A 22455-nucleotide genomic window follows, 5' to 3' on the forward strand; every position below is an offset into this window, starting at 1 on the left:
ATTATTTAATTTGCCCCAAGTTTGCTTCACTCAGGTCCAGTTCCCCAAGCACCTCACGCAATACATCATCACCAATCTGGTGGTGACGGCTGAGTTTGTACAACTCCAGGCGCTGCGCTCGCAGCGCCTTCAATCTCATGCGTCGCTCCAGCAAATCCATCTGGAATGCTAGTGCCTGAGCTTCTGCCGAATCGTTGAACACGTCCAATTGATGCCGGTACTCGGACATGATCCGCGCCCTCAATTCAGCCGCCAACGCTGTTTCGGCAGCATCCTGGGGATTGACCTCCTCTGACTCGAGCGCCTGAATCGCGGCTTCAGCCGTTTTGCGCCACGCGTCACGCACTTCACTGCGCCGTTTGTCGTCAGGGCTGGCTTCAATGCCGCGCAGCAAAAGCGGCAACGCGATGCAGGCGGCAACCAACGACAGCAAAATCACCCCGGCAGCGATGAAAATCAGCAAATCACGCTCAGGAAAAGCCTCTCCCCCCATCAACATTGGCACCGACAGCACACCCGCCAGTGTCACCGCCCCTCTTACTCCGCCAACGGTCAGCAACCAGCAGGATCGGGCGGTAGGCACTTGGGTCATTTCATCCTTACCGCGCCAGCGACGCAGCAGTCCGGAAAAGCGCCACGTGCTCTGCACCCAGACAAACCGCAACACCAGCAGCACCAGAAATATCGCCACGACGTCCAGGCAGCGATAAAGCAGGGTTGGCCACAACGATGTCTCATGGCTGGCCACCGCCTTGATGATGTCTGGCAACTGCAAGCCCAACAGCAAAAAGATCAAGCCGTTGAAGGCGAACTCCAGTAATGACCAGACACTACGATTAAGCAGCCGAGTGCTGGTCTGCCGAGGCAACAGGTCGAGCCAGCTCTGCATCATCCCTGCCGCGACGGCCGACAGGATGCCCGACGCCCCCAGTCGTTCAGCAAGTACGTAAGCCGCAAACGGCAGCAACAACATGAACACCACATGCGTTGCCGGGTCGTCCCAGCCGCGAGCAATCATCCAGGACCGCAAACGCCCCACCAGCCAACTTAGCGCCACGCCGACGGCCAGCCCACCGATCGCCACCAGAACAAACGTCAGGCTTGCATTGGCCAACGAGAAAACGCCGGTCACTGCTGCGACCAGGGCAAACTTGAACGTCACCAGACCCGAGGCGTCGTTCATCAGCGCTTCACCCTGCAGCATGTGCATCAACGGCGTTGGCAGGCGATTACGGGAAATCGCCGACACCGCCACGGCATCTGTCGGTGACAGCACCGCCGCCAATGCGAATGCCACCGGCAGCGGAATGCTCGGCAACAGCCAATGAATGAAATATCCGGCGCCCACGACGGTAAACAGCACCAGTCCCACGGCCAGCATCAGGATCGGCCCGCGCAGCCGCCACAGTTCACGCTTGGGCATGCGCCAGCCGTCCGAGAACAGCAGCGGCGGCAAAAACAAAAATAGAAACAATTCAGGATCCAGCGCCACATGCAAACCCAGTGTCGGCCAGGCCAGCAGGGCTCCAGCGCCAATTTGCACCAGCGGTAACGGCAGCGGGATGACTCGCCCCACCAGGCGTGAAACGCTCACCAGCATCAGCAGAATCAGGACGGTATAGGCGGTTTGCATAAAACGGGGTTCCCGGACATTCGACAGCATTGAAGTGCCATATTAGCCGCTTAGACTGGCGGCTGGCCGTTGTACCAATGTCGCATCGCGAGTATCAGCCTGTCTGATATCCCTGTACGAGCGAGCTTGCTCGCGATCGCGATGGGTCAGTCAATATCGATGTTGGACGGTTACATCGCCACCGCGAGCAAGCTCACTCCCACAGGGTTTTGGGTATTAACTGAAGGGTCATGGCATAATCCTTCACCTTTTTTTTCCAGCACCTGTAAAGGGGGCAATTCCTTGACCGTTTCAAGTAAAACGTTGCACCTTTTCGGCATCAAAGCCTGCGACACCATGAAAAAGGCGCGCACCTGGCTCGATGAACACGCTGTCAGCTATGACTTCCATGATTACAAAACGGCCGGTATCGACCGTGAACACCTGACCCAGTGGTGTGATGAGCACGGCTGGCAAGTGGTGTTGAACCGTGCAGGCACGACCTTTCGCAAACTCGACGACGAACGCAAAGCCGATCTCGACCAGGCGAAAGCCATCGAACTGATGCTCGCACAACCTTCGATGATCAAGCGCCCGGTGCTCGATCTCGGTGACCGTACCCTGATTGGCTTCAAGCCAGATATCTACGCGGCAGCGCTCAAGTAAGCCAGCCCGTTCAATTTTGTTAGAGGTATTCACATGTCCACTACCCTGTTCAGCCTGGCCTTTGGTGTCGGCACTCAAAACCGTCAAGGCGCATGGCTGGAAGTGTTTTACGCGCAGCCACTGCTCAATCCGTCCGCCGAACTGGTAGCCGCCATTGCGCCAATTCTGGGTTACACCGCAGGCAACCAGGCCATCACGTTCACCACCGCCCAGGCCTCGCAACTGGCTGAAGCCGCCAAAGGCGTCGACGCGACCCAGGCCGCACTGCTGACCCGCCTGGCCGAAAGCCACAAACCGCTGGTTGCCACCCTGCTGGCCGACGACGCGCAACTGACCTCGACGCCTGAGGCTTACCTCAAACTCCACCTGCTGTCCCATCGCCTGGTCAAGCCACACGGCCTGAACCTGGCCGGTGTGTTCCCGTTGCTGCCGAACGTGGCCTGGACCAGCCAGGGCGCGATCGACCTGAGCGAACTGGCCGAGCATCAACTTGAAGCGCGTCTGCGCGGCGAACTGCTCGAAGTGTTCTCGGTGGATAAGTTCCCGAAAATGACCGATTACGTGGTTCCGGCCGGCGTGCGTATCGCTGATGCCGCCCGCATTCGTCTGGGCGCTTATGTCGGTGAAGGCACCACCGTGATGCACGAAGGTTTCGTCAACTTCAACGCAGGCACCGAAGGCCCGGGCATGATCGAAGGCCGCGTGTCGGCTGGCGTTTTCGTCGGCAAGGGTTCGGACCTGGGTGGCGGTTGCTCGACCATGGGCACCTTGTCGGGCGGCGGCAACATTGTGATCAAGGTCGGCGAAGGCTGCCTGATCGGCGCCAACGCCGGTATCGGTATCCCGCTTGGCGACCGCAACACCGTTGAATCGGGCCTTTACGTCACCGCTGGCACCAAAGTCGCGCTGCTGGACGAGAACAACCAGTTGGTCAAAGTCGTCAAGGCCCGCGAATTGGCTGGTCAGCCGGACCTGCTGTTCCGCCGCAATTCGGAAACCGGTGCCGTGGAGTGCAAAACCCACAAATCGGCGATCGAACTGAACGAAGCGTTGCACGCTCACAACTAACAGAGCGTCAACCGATCACCTGCACCCTGTAGGAGCAAGGCTTGCCCGCGAAGCTTTTGGCGGTTTCAAGGGCCCCTTCGCGAGCAAGCTTTGCTCCTACAAGGTCAAGGTCAGGCGTACCCCGCCCATGTTTAGCAGGGCTCGAATAACATGATGATTCCCTCTCCCTGGCGCGCCGATTTTCCGGCCATCGCCGCGCTGCAACGGCAAGACCAGACCTATCTGGACAACGCCGCCACCACCCAAAAACCTCAAGCACTGCTAGATGCTCTGGCACATTACTACGCCAATGGCGCGGCCAACGTGCATCGGGCGCAACACCTGCCCGGCGCCCACGCCACCCAGGCGTTCGAGGACAGCCGTAGCAAAGTCGCCCAATGGCTGAATGTCGGCGAATGCGGGCAAATCATCTTCACCCACGGCGCGACGTCTGCGCTGAACCTCCTGGCCTATGGCCTCGAACATTTATTCCGACCGGGCGATGAGATTGTCATCAGCGCCCTGGAGCATCACGCCAATCTGCTGCCGTGGCAGCAACTGGCCCTGCGTCGTGAACTGAAACTGGTGGTCTTGCCGCTGGATGCCGACGGTTTGATTGACCTTGCAGCCGCCGCACAGCTGATCAACCCACGCACCCGCTTGCTGGCAGTCAGTCAGCTGTCCAATGTGCTCGGCGCCTGGCAACCGTTGACTTCGTTGCTGGCCATGGCCAAGGCGCACAATGCGCTGACCGTGGTCGACGGTGCCCAAGGCGTGGTGCATGGTCGCCATGACGTGCAGGCGCTGGGCTGCGATTTCTATGTGTTTTCCAGCCACAAACTCTACGGACCTGATGGCCTGGGTGTGCTGTTCGGGCGCACTGAAGCCCTTGAACAGCTGCGGCCCTGGCAGTTCGGCGGTGAAATGGTGCTGGACGCCAATTACCACGACGCCCGCTTCCGCTCGGCGCCGCTGGGTTTTGAAGCGGGCACACCACCGATTGCCAGCGTGATTGGCCTGGGCGCGACGCTGGATTATCTTGCCGGGCTCGATCAAGACGCGGTATCCGCCCACGAAGCGGCGCTGCATGAGTATCTGCTCAAGGGCCTTGAGGCACGCAACGGCATTCGCCTGTTGGGTAAACCGCAGCTGGCACTGGTCAGTTTTGTCGTCGAAGGCGTGCATAACTCCGATGTGGCCCATCTGCTGACAGAGCAAGGCATCGCCGTACGCGCAGGCCATCACTGCGCCATGCCTTTGCTGAAAAGCTTTGAGCTGGCCGGAGCGATCAGGGTGTCGTTGGCGCTGTACAACGATTCCGAAGACCTGGAACGCTTCTTTGAGGCGCTGGATCAGGCGCTGGAGATGCTGCGATGAGTTTGCCTGCTGATGCGGTTACTGCGCTGGACACTTTTCAGAATGCGGCTGGCTGGGAACAACGCGCGCGACTGCTGATGCAATGGGGCGACCGCCTGCCCGCACTGAGCGATGCAGACACGGTTGACGCTAATCGGGTGCATGGCTGTGAAAGCCAGGTGTGGCTGGTAGCTACGCTCGTCGACGGGCACTGGCAGTTTGCGGCGAGCAGCGATGCGCGATTGATTCGCGGGTTGGTGGCGTTGTTGCTGGCTCGGGTCAATGGTTTGTCGGCGGCAGAGCTGCAGCAGGTGGATTTACCGGAGTGGTTCAATCAGCTGGGGTTGAGCCGGCAACTCTCCCCGTCTCGAAGTAACGGCCTCAATGCCGTACTGCAGCGAATGAATGAACTTGCTGCAACCCTGTAGGCCCGATCGCTGCCAGGTATGTAGCAGCTGCCGAGGCACGAGGCTGCGTTGGGCTGCGCAGCGGCCCCGAGACACGCAACGCAGCCTCGTGCCTCGACAGCTGCTACACGGCTGAGCGCATAGAATTCGATGTCAGGCTTGAGGCTTAACCCGATCCGCCGGCCGCCGCACCCCTGCCACAATCTTGTCCACAGCCTTGGTCGCCGCGACCATGCCGAACGTCGCCGTCACCATCATCACCGCGCCAAACCCGCCCGCGCAGTCCAGCTTCACGCCATCCCCGACGAAACTCTTCTGCAGGCAAATGCTGCCATCCGGTTTCGGGTAGCGCAGTTGCTCGGTCGAGAACACGCACGGCACGCTGTAGTGGCGGGTCACGGTGCGGGAGAAGTTGTAATCGCGGCGTAGCGTTGAACGCACTTTCGAAGCCAGCGGGTCATTGAATGTGCGGTTCAAGTCGCAGACTTGAATCAGCGTCGGATCAATTTGCCCACCCGCTCCACCGGTCGTGATGATCTGGATCTTGCGACGCTTGCACCAGGCGATCAACGCAGCCTTGGCATTCACGCTGTCGATGCAGTCGATCACGCAATCGATGTTCGGCGTGATGTATTCGGCCATGGTTTCCCGGGTCACGAAGTCCGCCACCGCATGCACGGTGCACTCGGGGTTGATCCCGCGCAGACGCTCAGCCATGACCTCGACCTTGGGTTTGCCCACGGTGCTGTCCAGCGCATGCAGCTGCCGGTTGGCGTTGCTGACACAGACGTCGTCCAGGTCAAAAAGGGAAATCTCGCCCACACCACACCGCGCGATGGCTTCCGCCGCCCAGGAACCGACGCCGCCGACGCCGACGATCGCCACATGCGCCGCGCGCAGGCGTGCGAGACCTTCGATGCCATACAACCGGGCGATGCCTGCAAAACGCGGATCTTCTGTACTCATGACCATTACCCCAAAAACCGGCGCGCATTATAGGGCTTCGCAGCGACAAGTTTTAAGCTTAAGGCTACAAGTGTAAGAACTTATGTGAAAGTGCAGTGCCAAAAGTCAGGCATTTCCCTGTTCGCTGTACGGTCAGTGAACGCCCGGTGTAGGATGCGCGCCCCTGCTCTTAGGCAGCCCCGTCACCGCCAAAACCTTCGTTCCACAGCCATTTTGGAACCTGAAATAGCCATGTCATCGCGTAAATTTGGACTCAACCTGGTCGTGGTGCTCGCCATCGCAGCCTTGTTTACCGGCTTCTGGGCACTGATCAATCGCCCGGTCACTGCCCCTAACTGGCCTGAACAGATCTCCGGCTTTTCCTACTCGCCGTTTCAGCAAGGCCAGTACCCACAAAAAGACCAGTACCCGACCGACGAGGAAATGCGTCGCGATCTGGAGATCATGAGCAAGCTGACGGACAACATCCGGACTTACTCGGTAGACGGCACATTGGGTGATATCCCCAAGCTGGCGGAAGAGTTCGGCCTGCGCGTGACGCTAGGGATCTGGATCAGCCCGGACCAGGAACGCAATGAACGAGAAATCCTGCGTGCCATCGAAATCGCCAACACCTCCCGCAGTGTGGTTCGTGTGGTTGTAGGCAACGAGGCGATCTTCCGTAAGGAAATTACCGCCGCGGAACTGAGCGTGATTCTGGACCGCGTCCGCGCGGCCGTAAAAGTCCCGGTGACTACCTCCGAGCAATGGCACGTCTGGGAAGAACACCCTGAACTGGCCAAGCACGTTGACCTGATTGCTGCCCACGTCCTGCCGTACTGGGAGTTCATCCCGGTGGACAAGGCCGGCCAGTTCGTCCTCGATCGCGCTCGCGACCTGAAGAAGATGTTCCCGAAAAAACCGCTGCTGCTATCGGAGGTTGGCTGGCCGAGCAACGGCCGCATGCGCGGCGGCACCGACGCCAGCCCGGCGGATCAGGCTATTTACCTGCGCACCCTGGTTAACAAACTCAACCGCCAAGGCTTCAACTACTTCGTGATCGAAGCCTTCGACCAGCCGTGGAAAGCCAGTGACGAAGGTTCGGTAGGCGCGTACTGGGGCGTGTTCAACGCCGCACGCCAACAGAAATTCAACTTCGAAGGCCCGGTGGTAGCGATCCCGCAATGGCGTGTGCTGGCGATCGGTTCTGCAGTCCTGGCCTTGCTCTCGCTGACCTTGTTGATGATCGACGGTTCGGCCCTGCGCCAACGGGGCCGCACCTTCCTGACCTTCATTGCGTTCCTGTGCGGTTCGGTGCTGGTATGGATCGGTTACGACTACAGCCAGCAATACAGCACCTGGTTCAGCCTGACGGTGGGGTTCCTGCTGGCCCTCGGTGCGCTCGGTGTGTTTATCGTGCTGCTGACCGAGGCCCACGAACTGGCCGAAGCGGTCTGGACGCACAAGCGTCGAAGAGAATTCCTGCCCGTAGTGGGGGATTCGGATTACAGACCCAAAGTCTCGATTCACGTGCCTTGCTACAACGAGCCGCCGGAGATGGTCAAACAGACCCTCAACGCCCTGGCCAATCTCGACTATCCGGATTTCGAAGTCCTGATCATCGATAACAACACCAAGGATCCGGCGGTCTGGGAACCGGTGCAGGCCTACTGCGAAACCCTCGGCCCGCGCTTCAAGTTCTTCCACGTCGCCCCGCTGGCCGGTTTCAAGGGTGGCGCGCTGAATTACCTGATCCCGCATACCGCCAAAGATGCTGAAGTGATTGCGGTGATCGACTCGGACTACTGCGTCGACCCGAACTGGCTCAAGCACATGGTGCCGCACTTCGCCGACCCGAAAATCGCCGTGGTGCAATCGCCACAGGATTATCGCGACCAGAACGAAAGCACGTTCAAAAAGCTCTGCTACGCGGAATATAAAGGCTTCTTCCATATCGGCATGGTCACACGCAACGACCGTGACGCGATCATCCAGCACGGGACCATGACCATGACCCGGCGCTCGGTGCTGGAGGAATTGGGCTGGGCCGATTGGTGCATCTGTGAAGACGCCGAGCTCGGTCTGCGGGTGTTCGAGAAAGGCCTGTCAGCGGCGTATTACCACACCAGCTACGGCAAGGGGCTGATGCCCGATACCTTTATCGACTTCAAGAAACAGCGTTTCCGCTGGGCCTATGGCGCGATTCAGATCATCAAGCGTCACACCGCCAGTCTGTTGCGCGGCAAGGACACCGAACTGACCCGCGGCCAGCGTTATCACTTCCTGGCGGGCTGGTTGCCGTGGGTCGCCGACGGCATGAACATCTTCTTCACCGTGGGCGCCCTTTTGTGGTCCGCGGCGATGATTATCGTGCCGCAGCGCGTCGATCCACCGTTGCTGATTTTCGCGATCCCGCCCTTGGCGCTGTTCGTGTTCAAGGTTGGCAAGATCATCTTCCTGTACCGTCGCGCGGTCGGGGTCAACCTCAAGGATGCGTTCTGTGCAGCCCTGGCCGGGCTGGCGTTGTCGCACACCATCGCCAAAGCGGTGCTGTACGGTTTCTTCACCAGCAGCATTCCGTTCTTCCGCACACCGAAAAACGCCGACAATCATGGCTTTTGGGTCGCGATTTCCGAGGCGCGTGAAGAAGTGTTCATCATGATGCTGCTGTGGGGCGCTGCGCTGGGAATCTTCCTGGTGAACGGCTTGCCGAGCAACGACATGCGCTTCTGGGTGACCATGTTGCTGGTACAGTCGCTGCCGTATCTGGCGGCGCTGATCATGGCGTTCCTGTCTTCGCTGCCGAAACCGGCGGCGGAAGTCGAAACCGCACCGGCTGTCTAAATCGCTACAGATGCACTAAACGGCGGCCAATGGTCGCCGTTTTGCTTTAAGATAACCGCCATTTTGCAGGCCCAGCCCCAATTCCTGTAGGAGCAAACCTGTGGCGAGGGGACTTGTCCCCGTTGGGTGGCGAAGCCGCCCCGAAAATTCAGTCATCGCGGTGACTCAAGCAAATTGCGTGTACTGGTTTTACGACTGCTTCGCAGCCGAACGGGGGCAAGTCCCCTCGCCACACAGGCTTGCTCCTACATTTACAGCTTCCGGAGTTTTTCATGACGGCCCACGCCGACCTTTCGCCGACCCTTCAACTCGCCATCGACCTGATCCGTCGTCCGTCCGTGACGCCGGTCGACGCCGATTGCCAGAAGCAGATGATGCAGCGCCTGGGCGACGCCGGTTTCAAGCTGGAACCGATGCGCATCGAGGATGTGGATAACTTCTGGGCGACTCACGGTAAACATGACGGCCCGGTGCTGTGCTTCGCCGGTCACACCGACGTCGTGCCGACCGGCCCGGTGCAGGCCTGGCAGATCGACCCGTTCAACGCGCTGATCGACGAGCACGGCATGCTCTGCGGCCGAGGCGCGGCGGACATGAAAGGCAGCCTTGCGGCCATGACCGTGGCGGCCGAGCGTTTCGTCACCGACTACCCGGACCATAAAGGGTCCGTGGCTTTCCTCATCACCAGCGACGAAGAAGGCCCGGCGCATCACGGCACCAAAGCCGTGGTCGAACGCCTCGCTGCGCGCAACGAGCGTCTGGACTGGTGCATCGTCGGCGAACCGTCGAGCACCACGCTGGTCGGTGACGTGGTCAAGAACGGTCGTCGCGGCTCCCTCGGTGCCAAATTGACCGTACGCGGTGTGCAAGGTCACGTGGCCTACCCGCACCTGGCGAAAAATCCGATTCACCTCGCCGCCCCGGCCCTGGCTGAACTGGCCGCCGAGCATTGGGACCACGGCAACGATTTCTTCCCGCCGACCAGCTTCCAGATTTCCAACGTGAATTCCGGCACGGGCGCCACCAACGTGATTCCGGGTGATCTGGTGGCGGTGTTCAACTTCCGTTTCTCGACCGAGTCGACCGTTGAAGGCCTGCAGAAACGCGTCGCCGACATCCTCGACAAGCACGGCCTGGACTGGCACGTCGATTGGGCGCTCTCCGGTCTGCCGTTCCTGACCGAGCCGGGTGCGCTGTTGGATGCCGTGGCGTCGAGCATCAAGGACGTCACCGGTCGCGAGACCAAAGCGTCCACCAGCGGCGGTACGTCTGACGGTCGTTTCATTGCGACCATGGGCACGCAAGTCGTCGAACTGGGTCCGGTCAACGCCACGATTCACCAGGTCAACGAGCGCGTACTGGCCGCCGATCTCGACGTATTGACCGAAATCTACTACCAGACCCTGATCAAGTTGCTCGCCTGATGCTGGCCTGCCCGATCTGCAGCGAACCGCTGAATGCGGTGGACAACGGCGTGGCGTGCCCCGCCGGCCATCGTTTCGACCGCGCGCGGCAGGGTTACCTGAACCTGCTGCCGGTGCAGCACAAGAACAGCCGAGACCCTGGGGATAACCTGGCGATGGTCGAAGCCCGGCGCGATTTCCTCAACGCCGGCCATTACGCGCCGGTGGCCAAGCGTCTGGCGGAGTTGGCGGCGCAGTACGCGCCGCAGCGCTGGCTGGACATTGGTTGTGGCGAGGGTTACTACACCGCGCAAATCGCCCAGGCCTTGCCGAATGCTGACGGCTACGCGCTGGATATTTCCCGTGAAGCGGTCAAACGCGCCTGCAAACGTAACCCGCAGTTGACCTGGTTGATCGCCAGCATGGCCCGCGTACCGTTGGCTTCAGGCAGTTGCCAGTTTCTCGCCAGCGTTTTCAGTCCTCTGGACTGGGAAGAAGCCAAGCGTTTGCTGAGCCAGGGTGGCGGGTTGATGAAAGTCGGGCCGACCAGCGGCCATCTGATGGAATTACGCGAGCGGCTGTACGACGAAGTCCGTGAATACACCGACGACAAGCACCTCGCGCTGGTGCCGGAAGGCATGGCGCTGCAGCACAGTGAAACCCTGGAATTCAAACTGACCCTGGAAAAGGGTCAGGACCGGGCGAACCTGTTGGCGATGACACCTCACGGCTGGCGCGCCAGCGCTGAGCGTCGGGCAGCCGTCATCGACCAGGTCGAGCCGTTCGAAGTCACTGTTTCCATGCGCTACGATTATTTCGTGCTGCAATAACCTTTAATTTTTGGTCTTGAGCAATGGCTTGAGGCCGGCTAAATCCGCGAATGGATTTTTCAGACCCGCAGTGAGGACATCCATGCGCCAACCCGATATCGAGATTTACCTGAAAGACGCTGACGTCGACTACAAGGCCATCGCAGCCTGGCTCGGCGCCGCGCTGGGCCCGTGCACCGACTGGGTACAGAAAGGCCAGACCTACAAGTGCAAGGCAGGCAATGTGCCCGTCACCTGGCTGCCGAAAGCCGTCGGAAAATGGAACAGTCTGTACCTGGAAAGTGACCAGACCCCGTGGGAAGACGACATCGCCTGCGCCCGCGCTGCGTTCGCCGCGCTGAACGTCGAAGTGCGTTGCGCTCCGGGTACCTGGGTCGAGGAAGAAGGCGAGGAAACCGCAGATCGCTGGATGCGCATCAGTGCCGATGGTGAAGAAGAGATCACCTGGAAAACTGTTTAAGCGCTTCAACACCGCACTATTGGCATACCCTGATGACATGCCAAAAGGAGATCATTGTGGGAGGGGGCGTGGCGAGGGGATCAGCGAAACGTCGCACCGCCCCGTTGGGTGGCGCAGCCGCCCCAAAACATGAGGCCTGCTTCGCAGTCCAACGGGGATAAATCCCCTCGCCACAGCCCGCTCCCACAGTGGGTTTGTGTGATCCGGGCGGTCGTGTTTACAGCCCCACCACATCCTCAGCCTGCAACCCCTTCTCCCCCGTCACCACCGCATATTCAACCTGCTGACCTTCAGCCAGCGAACGGTGACCTTCGCCGCGGATCGCGCGGTAGTGCACGAACACGTCCACCCCGTCTTCGCGCTGAATAAAGCCGTAGCCCTTGGCGTCATTGAACCACTTCACATTGCCGGTCTCGCGCGCAGCCATAACTCAGTACCCCTTCTTTTTATTGTTGAGCGGGCGAGTATATGACAGACGCAAAAACTCTCAACTCAAGTTTACTTAGCCGCTTTTTTGCCGATTTTCGATGAATCCGGCACACTATCCACCGCCCGAGCACCTGCTCGGTTTTATTCACTCATGCAGAAGCCGTATGACCCGCTCCCCGTTCCGTCGTCTTGTGTTTGGCACCTTGCGCCGACTGCTGTACCTCTGGGTTCGCTCGGAGACGATCAACCAGTCGTCCTTTACCCTCAACCTCGACCGCAGTCGTCCGGTGTTCTACGTCCTGCAAAACCCTTCGCTGACCGACCTTGCCGTGGTCGATACCGAATGCACCAAAGCCGGCCTGCCGCGCCCGGTGCTACCCGTGTCTGTGGGCAATTTGCTGGAACCTGCGGCGTTCTTCTACCTGACGCCGGAACCGGACTGGCTTGGCCGTCAGGACAAACGCGGCGCACCGCCCACCCTCACCCGCCTGGTCAGCGCCCTGAGCCAGAATGCCGCCGAAGATGCGCAGATCATTCCGGTCAGCGTGTTCTGGGGCCAGTCGCCGGACAGTGAGTCGAGCCCGTGGAAACTGCTGTTCGCGGACAGCTGGGCGGTCACCGGGCGATTGCGTCGCCTGCTGAGCATCATCGTGTTGGGGCGCAAGACGCGCGTGCAGTTCTCCGCGCCGATCCATTTGCGCGAACTGATCGATCACAACAAAGGCCACGAACGCACCGTGCGCATGGCCCAGCGCATTCTGCGGGTGCACTTTCGCAACCTGAAAGCCGCCGTGATCGGCCCCGACATTTCCCACCGTCGCAACCTGGTCAAAGGCTTGCTCAACCAGCCGCTGGTGAAACAGGCGATCCTCGACGAAGCCGAGCGCGAAAACATCTCGCCCGAAAAAGCCAAGGCGCAGGCCCTGCGTTACGGCAACGAGATTGCCTCGGACTACACCTACACCGCGATCCGCTTCCTCGAAGTGGTGCTGAGCTGGTTCTGGAACAAGATCTACGACGGAATCAAGGTCAACCACATCGAAGGTGTGCAGAAGGTCGCCCAGGGCCACGAGGTCATCTATGTCCCCTGCCACCGCAGCCATATCGACTACCTGCTGCTGTCGTACCTGCTGTTCCGCAATGGCCTGACGCCGCCGCACATCGCCGCCGGGATCAACCTGAACATGCCGGTGATTGGCAGTCTCTTGCGCCGTGGCGGGGCGTTTTTCATGCGCCGTACGTTCAAGGGCAACCCGCTCTACACCTCGGTGTTCAACGAATACCTGCACACGCTGTTCACCAAAGGTTTCCCGGTTGAGTACTTCGTTGAAGGCGGCCGCTCGCGCACCGGGCGCATGCTGCAACCGAAAACCGGGATGCTTGCGATCACCCTGCGCAGCTTCCTGCGCTCCTCGCGCATGCCGATCGTTTTTATTCCGGTGTACATCGGTTACGAGCGTGTACTGGAAGGCCGGACTTACCTGGGCGAACTGCGTGGCGCCACCAAGAAGAAAGAATCGATCTTCGACATCTTCAAAGTCATCGGCGCCCTCAAGCAGCGCTTTGGTCAGGTGGCGGTCAACTTCGGTGAGCCGATCAAACTCGCGGAATTCCTCGACAGCGAACAGCCAGACTGGCGCCAACAGGAATTAGGGCCGCAATTCAAACCGGCGTGGCTCAACGAAACCACCAACCGTCTCGGGGAAAAAGTCGCGCAGCACCTGAACGAAGCGGCCGCCATCAATCCGGTCAATCTGGTGGCCCTGGCCTTACTGTCCACCACCCGCCTGGCCCTGGACGATCGCGCCATGGCGCGGGTACTCGACCTCTATCTGGCGCTGCTGCGCAAAGTGCCATATTCGCCGCACACCACCCTGCCGGAAGGTGATGGACGAGCGCTGATCGAACATGTGAAGGACATGGACCTGCTGTCCGAGCAGAGCGATGCGCTCGGCAAAATTCTGTATCTGGACGAGCAGAATGCAGTCCTGATGACCTATTACCGCAACAACGTACTGCACATTTTTGCCCTGCCCGCGCTGCTCGCGAGTTTCTTCCAGAGCGCGTCACGCATGAGCCGCGAACAGATCCTGCGCTATACCCGGGCGCTGTATCCGTACCTGCAATCGGAACTGTTCATTCGCTGGTCCCTGGACGAGCTGGACGCCGTGGTCGATCAATGGCTCGAGGCCTTCGTTGAACAAGGGTTGCTGCGCTTCGAGAACAACGTGTACCTGCGCCCTGCGCCAAGTTCGCGGCATTTCGTGCTGCTCACCTTGCTGTCGAAGAGCATCGCCCAGACCCTGCAGCGCTTTTACATGACCGTGTCCCTGCTGCTCAACAGCGGCCAGAACAGCATCAGTGCCGAAGAGCTCGAGGACCTGTGCACGGTCATGGCCCAGCGCCTGTCGATCCTTCATGGGCTGAACGCCCCCGAGTTCTTCGACAAGAGCCTGTTCCGCCACTTCATCCAGACGATGCTGGACCTGGACGTCTTGCGCCGCGATGAAGCCGGCAAGCTGAGCTATCACGAGCTGCTGGGCGAATTGGCTGAGGGTGCGGCGAAACGTGTACTGCCGGCGGAAATTCGCTTGTCGATCCGTCAGGTGGCGCTGCATCGCAGTGAAGATGCGGCGGACCAGATCGCCGTACAACCCGAGATTTGATGAAAACGTGTGGGAGTGAGCCTGCTCGCTCCCACAATGATTGGAGATACCGATGAAAAAACTCACTCTCTTGGCCGCCGCCACCCTGCTGAGCGCCTGTCAGTCGATGACACCTGCCACCAAAACCAGCCTTGATGGCGAAGTCTTCTACCTTCAACGCATCGCCCTGCCACCGAACGCGACCCTGACGGTGAGCCTGCAGGACGTGTCGCTGGCCGACGCGCCCGCGCTTGTCCTCGATGAACAGAAAGGCCCGATCAAGGGTCAGGTGCCGCTGCCATTTCATCTCAGCTACGATCCGGTCCAGGTCAATCCTGGCCACCGCTACTCGGTCAGTGCGCGCATCGAAGTGGATGGCAAGCTGATCTTCATCACCACCGAACACCACGCCGTGCAACTGAATGGCAGCGATCCGCAGCCGTTGAAAATCCGTGTCGACGCCGTTCGCTAACGCTATTCAAGTACAAGGAAGCTGCCATGCTCCGCCCCACCCTTCGCTTCGCCGGTCTGTGTGCAGGTTTGCTGATCTGCACCAACGCCCTGGCGCTGTCGCTCAGTGACCTGTCACAAAAAGACGCCACCGGCGGTCTCAAGGATGCCCTGACGCAAGGTGCTCAAGTGGCAGTCAAACAACTTGGCACGCCCGGTGGGTTCAGCAACAACCCCGAGGTCAAAATCGAACTGCCGGGCAAGCTGGGCAAAGTCGCCAGCAAAATGAAACAGTTCGGTATGGGCAGTCAGGTCGATCAGCTGGAAACCAGCATGAACAAAGCGGCTGAAACGGCCGTGACCCAGGCCCAGCCGATTCTGGTGGATGCCGTGAAAAAAATGAGTGTTGAAGATGCCAAAGGCATTCTCAGCGGCGGTAACGACTCCGCCACTCAGTACCTCAACAAAACCAGCCGCGAGCAGATTCGCGCGAAGTTCCTGCCCATCGTCAAGCAAGCCACCGATCAGGTTGGCCTGGCCAAGCAGTACAACTCGTTCGCTGGGCAAGCGGCCACCTTGGGTGTGCTGGACGCCAAGAATGCCAACATCGAGAGCTACGTGACCGAGCAGGCGCTGAACGGCTTGTTCGAGATGATCGGCAAGCAGGAAGAAACCATCCGCAACAACCCGGCCGCCGCTGCGACCAGCCTGGCGAAGAAAGTTTTCGGCACGCTGTAAAACGAATCTGTAGGAGCTGCCGCAGGCTGCGATCTTTTGATCTTGTTTATTAAAAGCAAGATCAAAAGATCGCAGCCTGCGGCAGCTCCTACGGGGTCAGGTGGTTTCTTTCTTGATTCGGAACCATGCGGCGTACAGCGCCGGCAGGAACAACAGCGTCAATGCTGTCGCCACGATCAGGCCGCCCATGATCGCCACTGCCATCGGCCCGAAGAACACGCTGCGAGACAGTGGAATCATCGCCAGCACCGCCGCCAGCGCGGTCAGCACGATCGGCCGGAAGCGTCGCACAGTGGCTTCGATGATCGCTTGCCAGGGCTTCAGACCAGCGGCGATGTCCTGCTCGATCTGGTCCACCAGAATCACCGAGTTACGCATGATCATCCCGGACAGCGCGATGGTGCCGAGCATCGCCACAAACCCGAACGGCTGTCGGAACACCAGCAAGAACAGGGTCACACCGATCAGTCCCAGTGGCGCGGTGAGGAACACCATCACCGTGCGAGAGAAACTGCGCAGTTGCAGCATCAGCAACGTCAGCACGACCACGATGAACAACGGCACGCCAGCCTTCACCGAGTTCTGCCCCCGTGCAGAATCTTCCACAGTGCCGCCGACATCCAGCAGGTAGCCGTCCGGCAATTCTGCGCGAATCGGATCGAGCGTCGGCATGATCTGCGCAACCAATGTCGCCGGTTGTTCCTTGCCGTAGATGTCAGCGCGGACTGTCACGTTCGGCAGGCGATTGCGGTGCCAGATGATGCCCTCTTCGAAGCCGTACTCCAGGGTGGCGATCTGCGACAGGGCCACACTGCGGCCATTGTCGGTGGGCACTGCGAGGCTTGGCAGCAATGACAACTCGGTGCGCTCGTGCAAGGTGCCGCGCAGCAGAATCTCGATCAATTCATTGTCTTCGCGGTACTGGCTGACACTGGAACCGGTCAGGGAGCTTTGCAAAAACTTCGACAGGTTCGCGGTACTGACGCCAAGCGCCCGGGCACGGTCCTGATCGACGTTCAGGTACACCACTTTGCTCGGCTCTTCCCAGTCCAGATGAACGTTGACCACATGCGGGTTCTCGCGAACCTTCGCCGCGACTTTGCGTGCCAGTTCGCGGACTTCCTCAATGTGTTCGCCGGTCACACGGAACTGCACCGGATAGCCCACGGGCGGACCGTTTTCCAGGCGTGTGACCCGCGAGCGCAACGCCGGGAACTGTTCGTTAAGGGTTTCGATCAGCCAGGTGCGCAGGCTTTCGCGCTCCTCGATGGTTTTGGCCAGGACGACAAATTGCGCGAAGCTCGCTGCCGGCAGTTGTTGATCCAGCGGCAGGTAAAAACGCGGTGAACCGGTGCCCACGTAGGCGACATAGTTGTCGATGCCGGCCTTATCCTTGAGCAGGGTTTCAAGACGTTTGGCCTCCTCGGCGGTGTTGCTCAGCGACGCGCCTTCGGCCAACTTCAGATCGACCATCAACTCCAGACGACCCGATGCCGGAAAGAATTGCTGCGGCACGAAGCGAAAGAGCGCGATGGAGCCGATAAACAACACAATGGTCAGCACGATCACGGTCTTGCGCCAGCGCACACACCACTCCACCAGGCGTCTGACGCGCTGATAGAACGGTGTGCCGTAAGGGTCCGGTTGGCCGGCACCGTGTTTGGCAGCATGAATCTTCGCCAGGTCCGGCAGCAGCTTTTCCCCCAGATACGGCACGAACACCACGGCGGCGATCCATGACGCGATCAACGCAATGGTCACGACCTGGAAGATCGAACGGGTGTATTCGCCCGTCCCCGATTGCGCGGTGGCGATCGGCAGGAAACCGGCCGCCGTGATCAAGGTGCCGGTGAGCATCGGGAATGCAGTACTGGTCCAGGCATAACTGGCCGCCTTGATCCGGTCGAAGCCCTGCTCCATTTTGATCGCCATCATTTCCACGGCGATGATCGCATCGTCCACCAGCAACCCCAGCGCCAGCACCAGCGCGCCCAGGGAAATCTTGTGCAGACCGATGCCCAGGTAATACATGCAGGCAAACGTCATCGCCAGCACCAGTGGAATCGCCAGCGCCACGACCATGCCCGTGCGCACGCCCAGGGAGAAGAAACTCACCAGCAAAACAATCGCCAAGGCCTCCACCAGCACCTGGATGAACTCGCCGACGCCAGTTTTCACGGCGGCGGGCTGGTCCGAGACTTTGCGCAATTGCATGCCCGCCGGAAGGTTTTGCTGGATGCGGTCGAACTCGACTTCCAGGGCCTTGCCCAGCACCAGAATGTCGCCGCCAGACTTCATCGCAACGGCCAGACCGATGGCGTCCTGCGCCATGAAGCGCATGCGCGGCGCGGGGGGATCGTTGAAGCCACGACGCACGTCCGCCACATCGGAGATGCGGAACGTGCGATCAGCGACGCGGATCGGGAAGTTTTTTATCTCGTCGACGGTCTGAAAATTCCCCGACACCCGTAGCTGCAATCGCTCGCTGGTGGTTTCGAAGAAACCGGCAGTGGACACCGCGTTCTGCTCTTCAAGGGCTTGCTGCACAGCCCCCAGTGGCAACCCGAGGGTGGCGAGCTTGACGTTGGACAGCTCGATCCAGATTTTCTCGTCCTGCAATCCCAGCAGGTCGACCTTGCCCACATCCTTGACCCGTTGCAGCTGGATCTGGATGCGGTCCGCATAATCCTTGAGCACGGCGTAATCGAAACCGTCACCGGTCAGGGCATATATGTTGCCGAAGGTGGTGCCGAATTCATCATTGAAGAAAGGGCCCTGAATACCGGGCGGCAGGGTATGGCGAATATCGCTCACTTTTTTGCGGACTTGATACCAAAGCTCGGGAATGTCCACCGAGTGCATGGAATCGCGCGCGATGAACGTCACCTGGGATTCGCCCGGACGGGAGAACGACACGATGCGCTCGTACTCGCCGGTTTCCATCAGCTTCTTTTCAATGCGCTCGGTGACCTGGCGGGACACTTCCTGAGCCGTAGCGCCGGGCCAGTTCGTACGAATCACCATCGCCTTGAACGTGAACGGCGGATCTTCGCTTTGTCCGAGCTTGGTGTAGGAAAGCGCACCGACCACTGCCAGCAAAAGCATCAGGAACAGGACGATCTGGCGATTGCGCAGCGCCCAGGCGGAAAGATTGAAACCCATCGGGACCTACTCCTTGTCCGCCAGATTGACCACACGGTTGGAGCGATCCACCGGGCGCACTTGCTGCCCGTCGTGAAGCACATGAACACCGGCCGCGACCACCCAATCATTGACACTCAGGCCTTCGAGCACCGGTACGGTTTTCTCGCCGAATGCACCGATCCGAACCGGCGTTTTTTTCAGGGTGTTATTGGCACCCAGTACCCAAACGTAAGTAGCACCGTCCTGCGCGGTGACCGCCGAGAGCGGCACCGACAGCGACACCACGTCCGCCGCCTGGATGAATACCCGGGCACTCTGACCCAGTTCGGCAGGTACCTTGCCAGCAGTAAACGCGATACGCGCGGCAAAGGTGCGCGACCTTGGGTCAGCAGCAGGCGACAGCTCGCGGATCCGTCCGGCGAACCGTTGATCCGGTTGCGTCCAGAGTTCCACGGACACCGGCTGGCCCACCTTGAAGCGGCCAAAGTTTTGCTCCGGCAGGCTGATCAGCACTTCACGCTCGCCATCAGTGGCGAGGGTGAACAGGGTTTGCCCGGCCGCCACGACCTGCCCGACTTCCACCGCGCGCTTGGCCACCACACCGTCCTGTGGCGCACGCAGCACGGCGTAGCTGGCCTGGTTGGTCGATACGTTGAATTCGGCTTTGATTTGCTTGAGACGCGCCTCACCGGATCGGTAAAGGTTTTCGGCATTGTCGTACGCCGAACGGCTGATCATCTGACGCTCCATCAGCGTCTTGTAGCGATCACGCTCGGCTCGGACCAGGTTGAGGTTGGCTTCGGCCGCCGCGACCTGGGCGCGGGTGGCTTCCAGTTGCAGGCGCACGTCCTGCGGATCGAGTTCCGCCAAGGGCTGATCGGCCTTGACCCGGTCCCCTTCCTCGACCAGTCGTCGGCTGACTTTACCGCCAATGCGAAACGCCAGCTCCGGCTCGTAGCGAGCCCGCACTTCACCGGGATAACTCTCCATGGCCTGCGCCGATGGCTCTGGCTGCACCACCATGGCCGGTCGGATGGTGACCTGGGGCGCCTCTTCGTGCCCACACGCGGACAATAAAAAAGCCAGAGTGACTGGCAACGCGAGGGGCAAGGCATAGCGGAACATGGTGAAGGACCTTTCGCTAATGGTGCTTGGAATAATTATACTGGCCAGTATGTTATTAATAGCAAACTCACCAGTCCAGTATTAAAGCGAAAAATGTCGAACAATCTTTCAGCACCCAATGGTCCGGGCCGTCCCAAGGATCTGGCCAAGCGCCAGGCGATCCTCGATGCGGCGAAAATCCTGTTCCTGAGCAATGGCTATGCGAACACCAGCATGGACGCAGTGGCAGCCGAGGCTGGCGTGTCGAAGTTGACGGTCTACAGCCATTTCAATGACAAGGAAACGCTGTTCTCTGCCGCTGTCGTCGCCAAATGCGAGGAGCAATTACCGCCGGATTTTTTCGAGTTGCCGGACGGCATCGCGGTGGAAAAGGTGCTGCTGAACATCGCGCGCGGCTTTCATCAGCTGATCAACAGCGATGAATCGGTGAACCTGCATCGATTGATCATGACCCTGGGCAGCCAGGACCCGAAACTCTCACTGATTTTCTTCGAAGCGGGACCCGAGCGCATGCTGCATGGCATGGAGCGCTTGCTGGCCAAGGTGGATCAGAGTGGCGCGCTGCACATCGAAAAACCGCGCAACGCGGCCGAGCACTTCTTTTGCCTGCTCAAGGGCGCGGGGAATTTTCGTTTGCTGTATGGCTGTGGTGAGCCGCTGACCGGGGATGCGGCGGAGAGCCATGTGCAGGAAGTGGTGGGGTTGTTTATGCGGGCGTATCGACCGTCGACAGCCTGATAGTTATTGGGTGACTGATCAGGCGCCATCGCGGGCAAGCCCGCTCCCACAATGATCTGTGGTGTGACACAGACCTTGTGGGAGCGGGCTTGCCCGCGATGGCGTCGACTCGATTTAAGACTTCAGCGCCTTCTTCGGATAAATATCATATCGGCTCGATTTCCCGTCCAGCGCATGGCTTGGCTTGGGTCCCTCGATACACGGTGCCTTGCGCGGACGCTTGACCACCACCCGATGGCTGGCTAACGCTAACGCCGCTTCGAGCAAGGCCGGCGCATCCGGATCGTCCCCTACCAACGGCCGGAACAGGCGCATTTCCTTCTTCACCAACGCCGTTTTTTCACGGTGCGGGAACATCGGGTCGAGGTAGATCACCTGCGGCGGCTCGCCTTCCCAGTTGCGCATCACCTCGATCGAATTGCCCTTGAGCAAACGCATGCGCGCCACAATCGGCGCCACGTCGAAATCTTCAGCACCGCGCACCAGACCGTCCTCCAGCAATGCACCGATCAATGGCTGCCGTTCGATCAGGCTCATCTCGCATCCCAGGCTCGCCAGCACGAATGCGTCCTTGCCCAGGCCCGCCGTGGCATCCAGCACGCGAGGCCGCACGCCTTGAGCGATGCCGACTGCCTTGGCAATCATCTGCCCGGTGCCGCCGCCGAACAGCCGGCGATGGGCCGCCCCGCCTTCCACGAAATCCACACGCACCGGCCCCGGGGCGTCCGGGCCCAGCTGTTGAAGCTGCAAGCCCTGCTCCCCGACCTGCAGCGCGAACTCAGCGTCATCCACCTGCATTGGCAAGTCCAGGCGCTCGGCCCATTGTTCGGCCTGTGGCTGATAGGTCTCGCTCAGGGCTTGGACATGAATGCGGCAGGCCGCGGGTTGCTCAATCATGGGAAAAAACGCTCAAAAAATTAATGATCGGCAAAAACGGCCGATAACAAAACTATCGAGCATTTTGCCAGAGCTGAGCGTCGACCGAGAGAAATGTCAGACATTCAACCCACCATCACAGGTTTTATCTCGCCCTACGGCGATTACAGCCTGCGAAACTCCCAAGCACTGAGCGGCGTCAGTCACCTCTGGCAGGATTTTTTTGCCCGGGCCCTGGCCGATCAGTCGAAGGAGGCGGTGCTGCCCGCTTCGCTGGATTTCCCACCGGTGGACCTCGACAGCCCGGTCGAACCTACCGTCGGCAGCGACCTGCTGGCGCACATCATGTCCCAGCGTGAATGTGACGTGAAAGACACCGAAGTACGCCCGCCAGAGCCGCTCTTCCTGCCGATTGCCGAGTTCGAGATGGACCTGGCAGACAAGCCCTTCCCACCGTTTCCAGACGACGAAGTTGTGGCTCAGCAGAAACAGCAGGACTTCGAGAGCGGCTGGGTTCGACCGCTCGTGCTCACCGCCGGCCAGCCCTTGCCAGCGCCAGGCCCGGCGCCACAGCCGCGCGCGCTGCACCTGCCAATCGCCGAATTCGAACTCGATCTGCTGGACAAACCGTTCCCGCCGTTTGCGCCGCAGGAGCTGGTTGAACAGCAAAAGAACTTTGACTTCGATATCGGCTGGGCTCGCCCGATCGTCCTGCAAAACCTGCGCATCGCCGCATAGCC

General features: G+C 60.0%; 19 protein-coding genes. 13 read left to right on the forward strand and 6 right to left on the reverse strand.

What is annotated here, in order from left to right:
* Position 1: 1 nt before the first annotated feature.
* Positions 2-1633 (reverse strand): Na+/H+ antiporter, encoded by a 1632-nt coding sequence (locus tag H7698_RS09585; RefSeq protein WP_194691229.1) that lies wholly within the window; start codon positions 1631-1633, stop codon positions 2-4.
* A gap of 282 nt (positions 1634-1915) precedes the next feature.
* On the opposite strand from H7698_RS09585, the gene H7698_RS09590 reads away from it, so the two are divergent.
* The 4 genes from H7698_RS09590 (at position 1916) to H7698_RS09605 (ending at position 5109) form a co-directional block, all read left to right on the forward strand.
* Entirely contained in the window at positions 1916-2278 is a 363-nt protein-coding gene (locus H7698_RS09590) for an ArsC family reductase (RefSeq protein ID WP_010462846.1), read from the forward strand.
* Positions 2279-2311: 33 nt separating this feature from the next.
* Positions 2312-3346 (forward strand): 2,3,4,5-tetrahydropyridine-2,6-dicarboxylate N-succinyltransferase, encoded by a 1035-nt coding sequence (gene dapD, locus H7698_RS09595; RefSeq protein ID WP_162440134.1) that lies wholly within the window; start codon positions 2312-2314, stop codon positions 3344-3346.
* 150 nt (positions 3347-3496) lie between these two features.
* Positions 3497-4702 (forward strand): aminotransferase class V-fold PLP-dependent enzyme, encoded by a 1206-nt coding sequence (locus H7698_RS09600; RefSeq protein ID WP_194691230.1) that lies wholly within the window; start codon positions 3497-3499, stop codon positions 4700-4702.
* On the forward strand, positions 4699-5109 hold the full coding sequence (locus H7698_RS09605) for a SufE family protein (protein ID WP_162440132.1): 411 nt from the start codon (positions 4699-4701) through the stop codon (positions 5107-5109). The genes H7698_RS09600 and H7698_RS09605 overlap by 4 nt, the downstream gene beginning before the upstream one ends.
* 132 nt (positions 5110-5241) lie before the next feature.
* Here the strand turns inward: H7698_RS09605 and tcdA are convergent, their stop codons facing one another.
* Positions 5242-6060 (reverse strand): tRNA cyclic N6-threonylcarbamoyladenosine(37) synthase TcdA, encoded by an 819-nt coding sequence (tcdA, locus tag H7698_RS09610; protein WP_162440131.1) that lies wholly within the window; start codon positions 6058-6060, stop codon positions 5242-5244.
* A gap of 225 nt (positions 6061-6285) precedes the next feature.
* On the opposite strand from tcdA, the gene H7698_RS09615 reads away from it, so the two are divergent.
* From H7698_RS09615 to H7698_RS09630, 4 genes are all read left to right on the forward strand, one after another.
* Positions 6286-8877: a glycosyltransferase gene (locus H7698_RS09615; protein WP_194691231.1), complete on the forward strand. Its 2592-nt coding sequence runs from the start codon at positions 6286-6288 to the stop codon at positions 8875-8877.
* Between the two features lie 272 nt (positions 8878-9149).
* Positions 9150-10301 (forward strand): succinyl-diaminopimelate desuccinylase, encoded by a 1152-nt coding sequence (dapE, locus tag H7698_RS09620; RefSeq protein WP_162440129.1) that lies wholly within the window; start codon positions 9150-9152, stop codon positions 10299-10301.
* Complete coding sequence (locus H7698_RS09625) at positions 10301-11110, forward strand: putative RNA methyltransferase (protein WP_162440128.1); 810 nt, start codon at positions 10301-10303, stop codon at positions 11108-11110. Before dapE ends, H7698_RS09625 begins: the two co-directional genes overlap by 1 nt.
* A gap of 82 nt (positions 11111-11192) precedes the next feature.
* Positions 11193-11570 (forward strand): hypothetical protein, encoded by a 378-nt coding sequence (locus tag H7698_RS09630; protein ID WP_162440127.1) that lies wholly within the window; start codon positions 11193-11195, stop codon positions 11568-11570.
* A 217-nt stretch (positions 11571-11787) separates the two neighbouring features.
* Here H7698_RS09630 and H7698_RS09635 read toward each other — a convergent pair whose 3' ends face one another.
* The gene (locus tag H7698_RS09635; protein ID WP_150687717.1) at positions 11788-11997 is read right to left on the reverse strand and encodes a cold-shock protein; all 210 of its coding nucleotides are present in this window, start codon (positions 11995-11997) and stop codon (positions 11788-11790) included.
* Between the two features lie 166 nt (positions 11998-12163).
* On the opposite strand from H7698_RS09635, the gene plsB reads away from it, so the two are divergent.
* From plsB to H7698_RS09650, 3 genes are read left to right on the forward strand one after another with little or no spacing between them, the layout of a single operon-like run.
* A complete protein-coding gene (gene plsB, locus H7698_RS09640) occupies positions 12164-14665 on the forward strand; it encodes a glycerol-3-phosphate 1-O-acyltransferase PlsB (protein ID WP_194691232.1) in 2502 nt (833 codons plus the stop codon).
* 52 nt (positions 14666-14717) lie between these two features.
* A complete protein-coding gene (locus H7698_RS09645) occupies positions 14718-15116 on the forward strand; it encodes a YbaY family lipoprotein (RefSeq protein ID WP_194691233.1) in 399 nt (132 codons plus the stop codon).
* 26 nt (positions 15117-15142) lie between these two features.
* A complete protein-coding gene (locus H7698_RS09650; protein WP_162440124.1) occupies positions 15143-15832 on the forward strand; it encodes a DUF4197 domain-containing protein in 690 nt (229 codons plus the stop codon).
* Positions 15833-15928: 96 nt separating this feature from the next.
* Here H7698_RS09650 and H7698_RS09655 read toward each other — a convergent pair whose 3' ends face one another.
* Both H7698_RS09655 and H7698_RS09660 read right to left on the reverse strand, forming a co-directional pair.
* Positions 15929-18994 carry an efflux RND transporter permease subunit gene (locus H7698_RS09655; protein WP_194691234.1) on the reverse strand — a complete coding sequence of 1022 codons (3066 nt, stop codon included), beginning with the start codon at positions 18992-18994 and terminating at the stop codon, positions 15929-15931.
* Positions 18995-19000: 6 nt separating this feature from the next.
* On the reverse strand, positions 19001-20101 hold the full coding sequence (locus H7698_RS09660) for an efflux RND transporter periplasmic adaptor subunit (RefSeq protein WP_162440122.1): 1101 nt from the start codon (positions 20099-20101) through the stop codon (positions 19001-19003).
* 93 nt (positions 20102-20194) lie between these two features.
* Here H7698_RS09660 and H7698_RS09665 point away from each other — a divergent pair, with 93 nt between their 5' ends.
* On the forward strand, positions 20195-20839 hold the full coding sequence (locus tag H7698_RS09665) for a TetR/AcrR family transcriptional regulator (protein WP_194691235.1): 645 nt from the start codon (positions 20195-20197) through the stop codon (positions 20837-20839).
* A gap of 114 nt (positions 20840-20953) precedes the next feature.
* Here H7698_RS09665 and H7698_RS09670 read toward each other — a convergent pair whose 3' ends face one another.
* Complete coding sequence (locus H7698_RS09670; protein ID WP_208525653.1) at positions 20954-21736, reverse strand: class I SAM-dependent methyltransferase; 783 nt, start codon at positions 21734-21736, stop codon at positions 20954-20956.
* Positions 21737-21829: 93 nt separating this feature from the next.
* Here H7698_RS09670 and H7698_RS09675 point away from each other — a divergent pair, with 93 nt between their 5' ends.
* Positions 21830-22453 carry an energy transducer TonB gene (locus H7698_RS09675; protein ID WP_194691236.1) on the forward strand — a complete coding sequence of 208 codons (624 nt, stop codon included), beginning with the start codon at positions 21830-21832 and terminating at the stop codon, positions 22451-22453.
* The last annotated feature ends 2 nt before the right edge of the window (positions 22454-22455 follow it).

The sequence above is a fragment of the Pseudomonas sp. p50(2008) genome (assembly GCF_015351605.1).
Taxonomy (GTDB): domain Bacteria; phylum Pseudomonadota; class Gammaproteobacteria; order Pseudomonadales; family Pseudomonadaceae; genus Aquipseudomonas.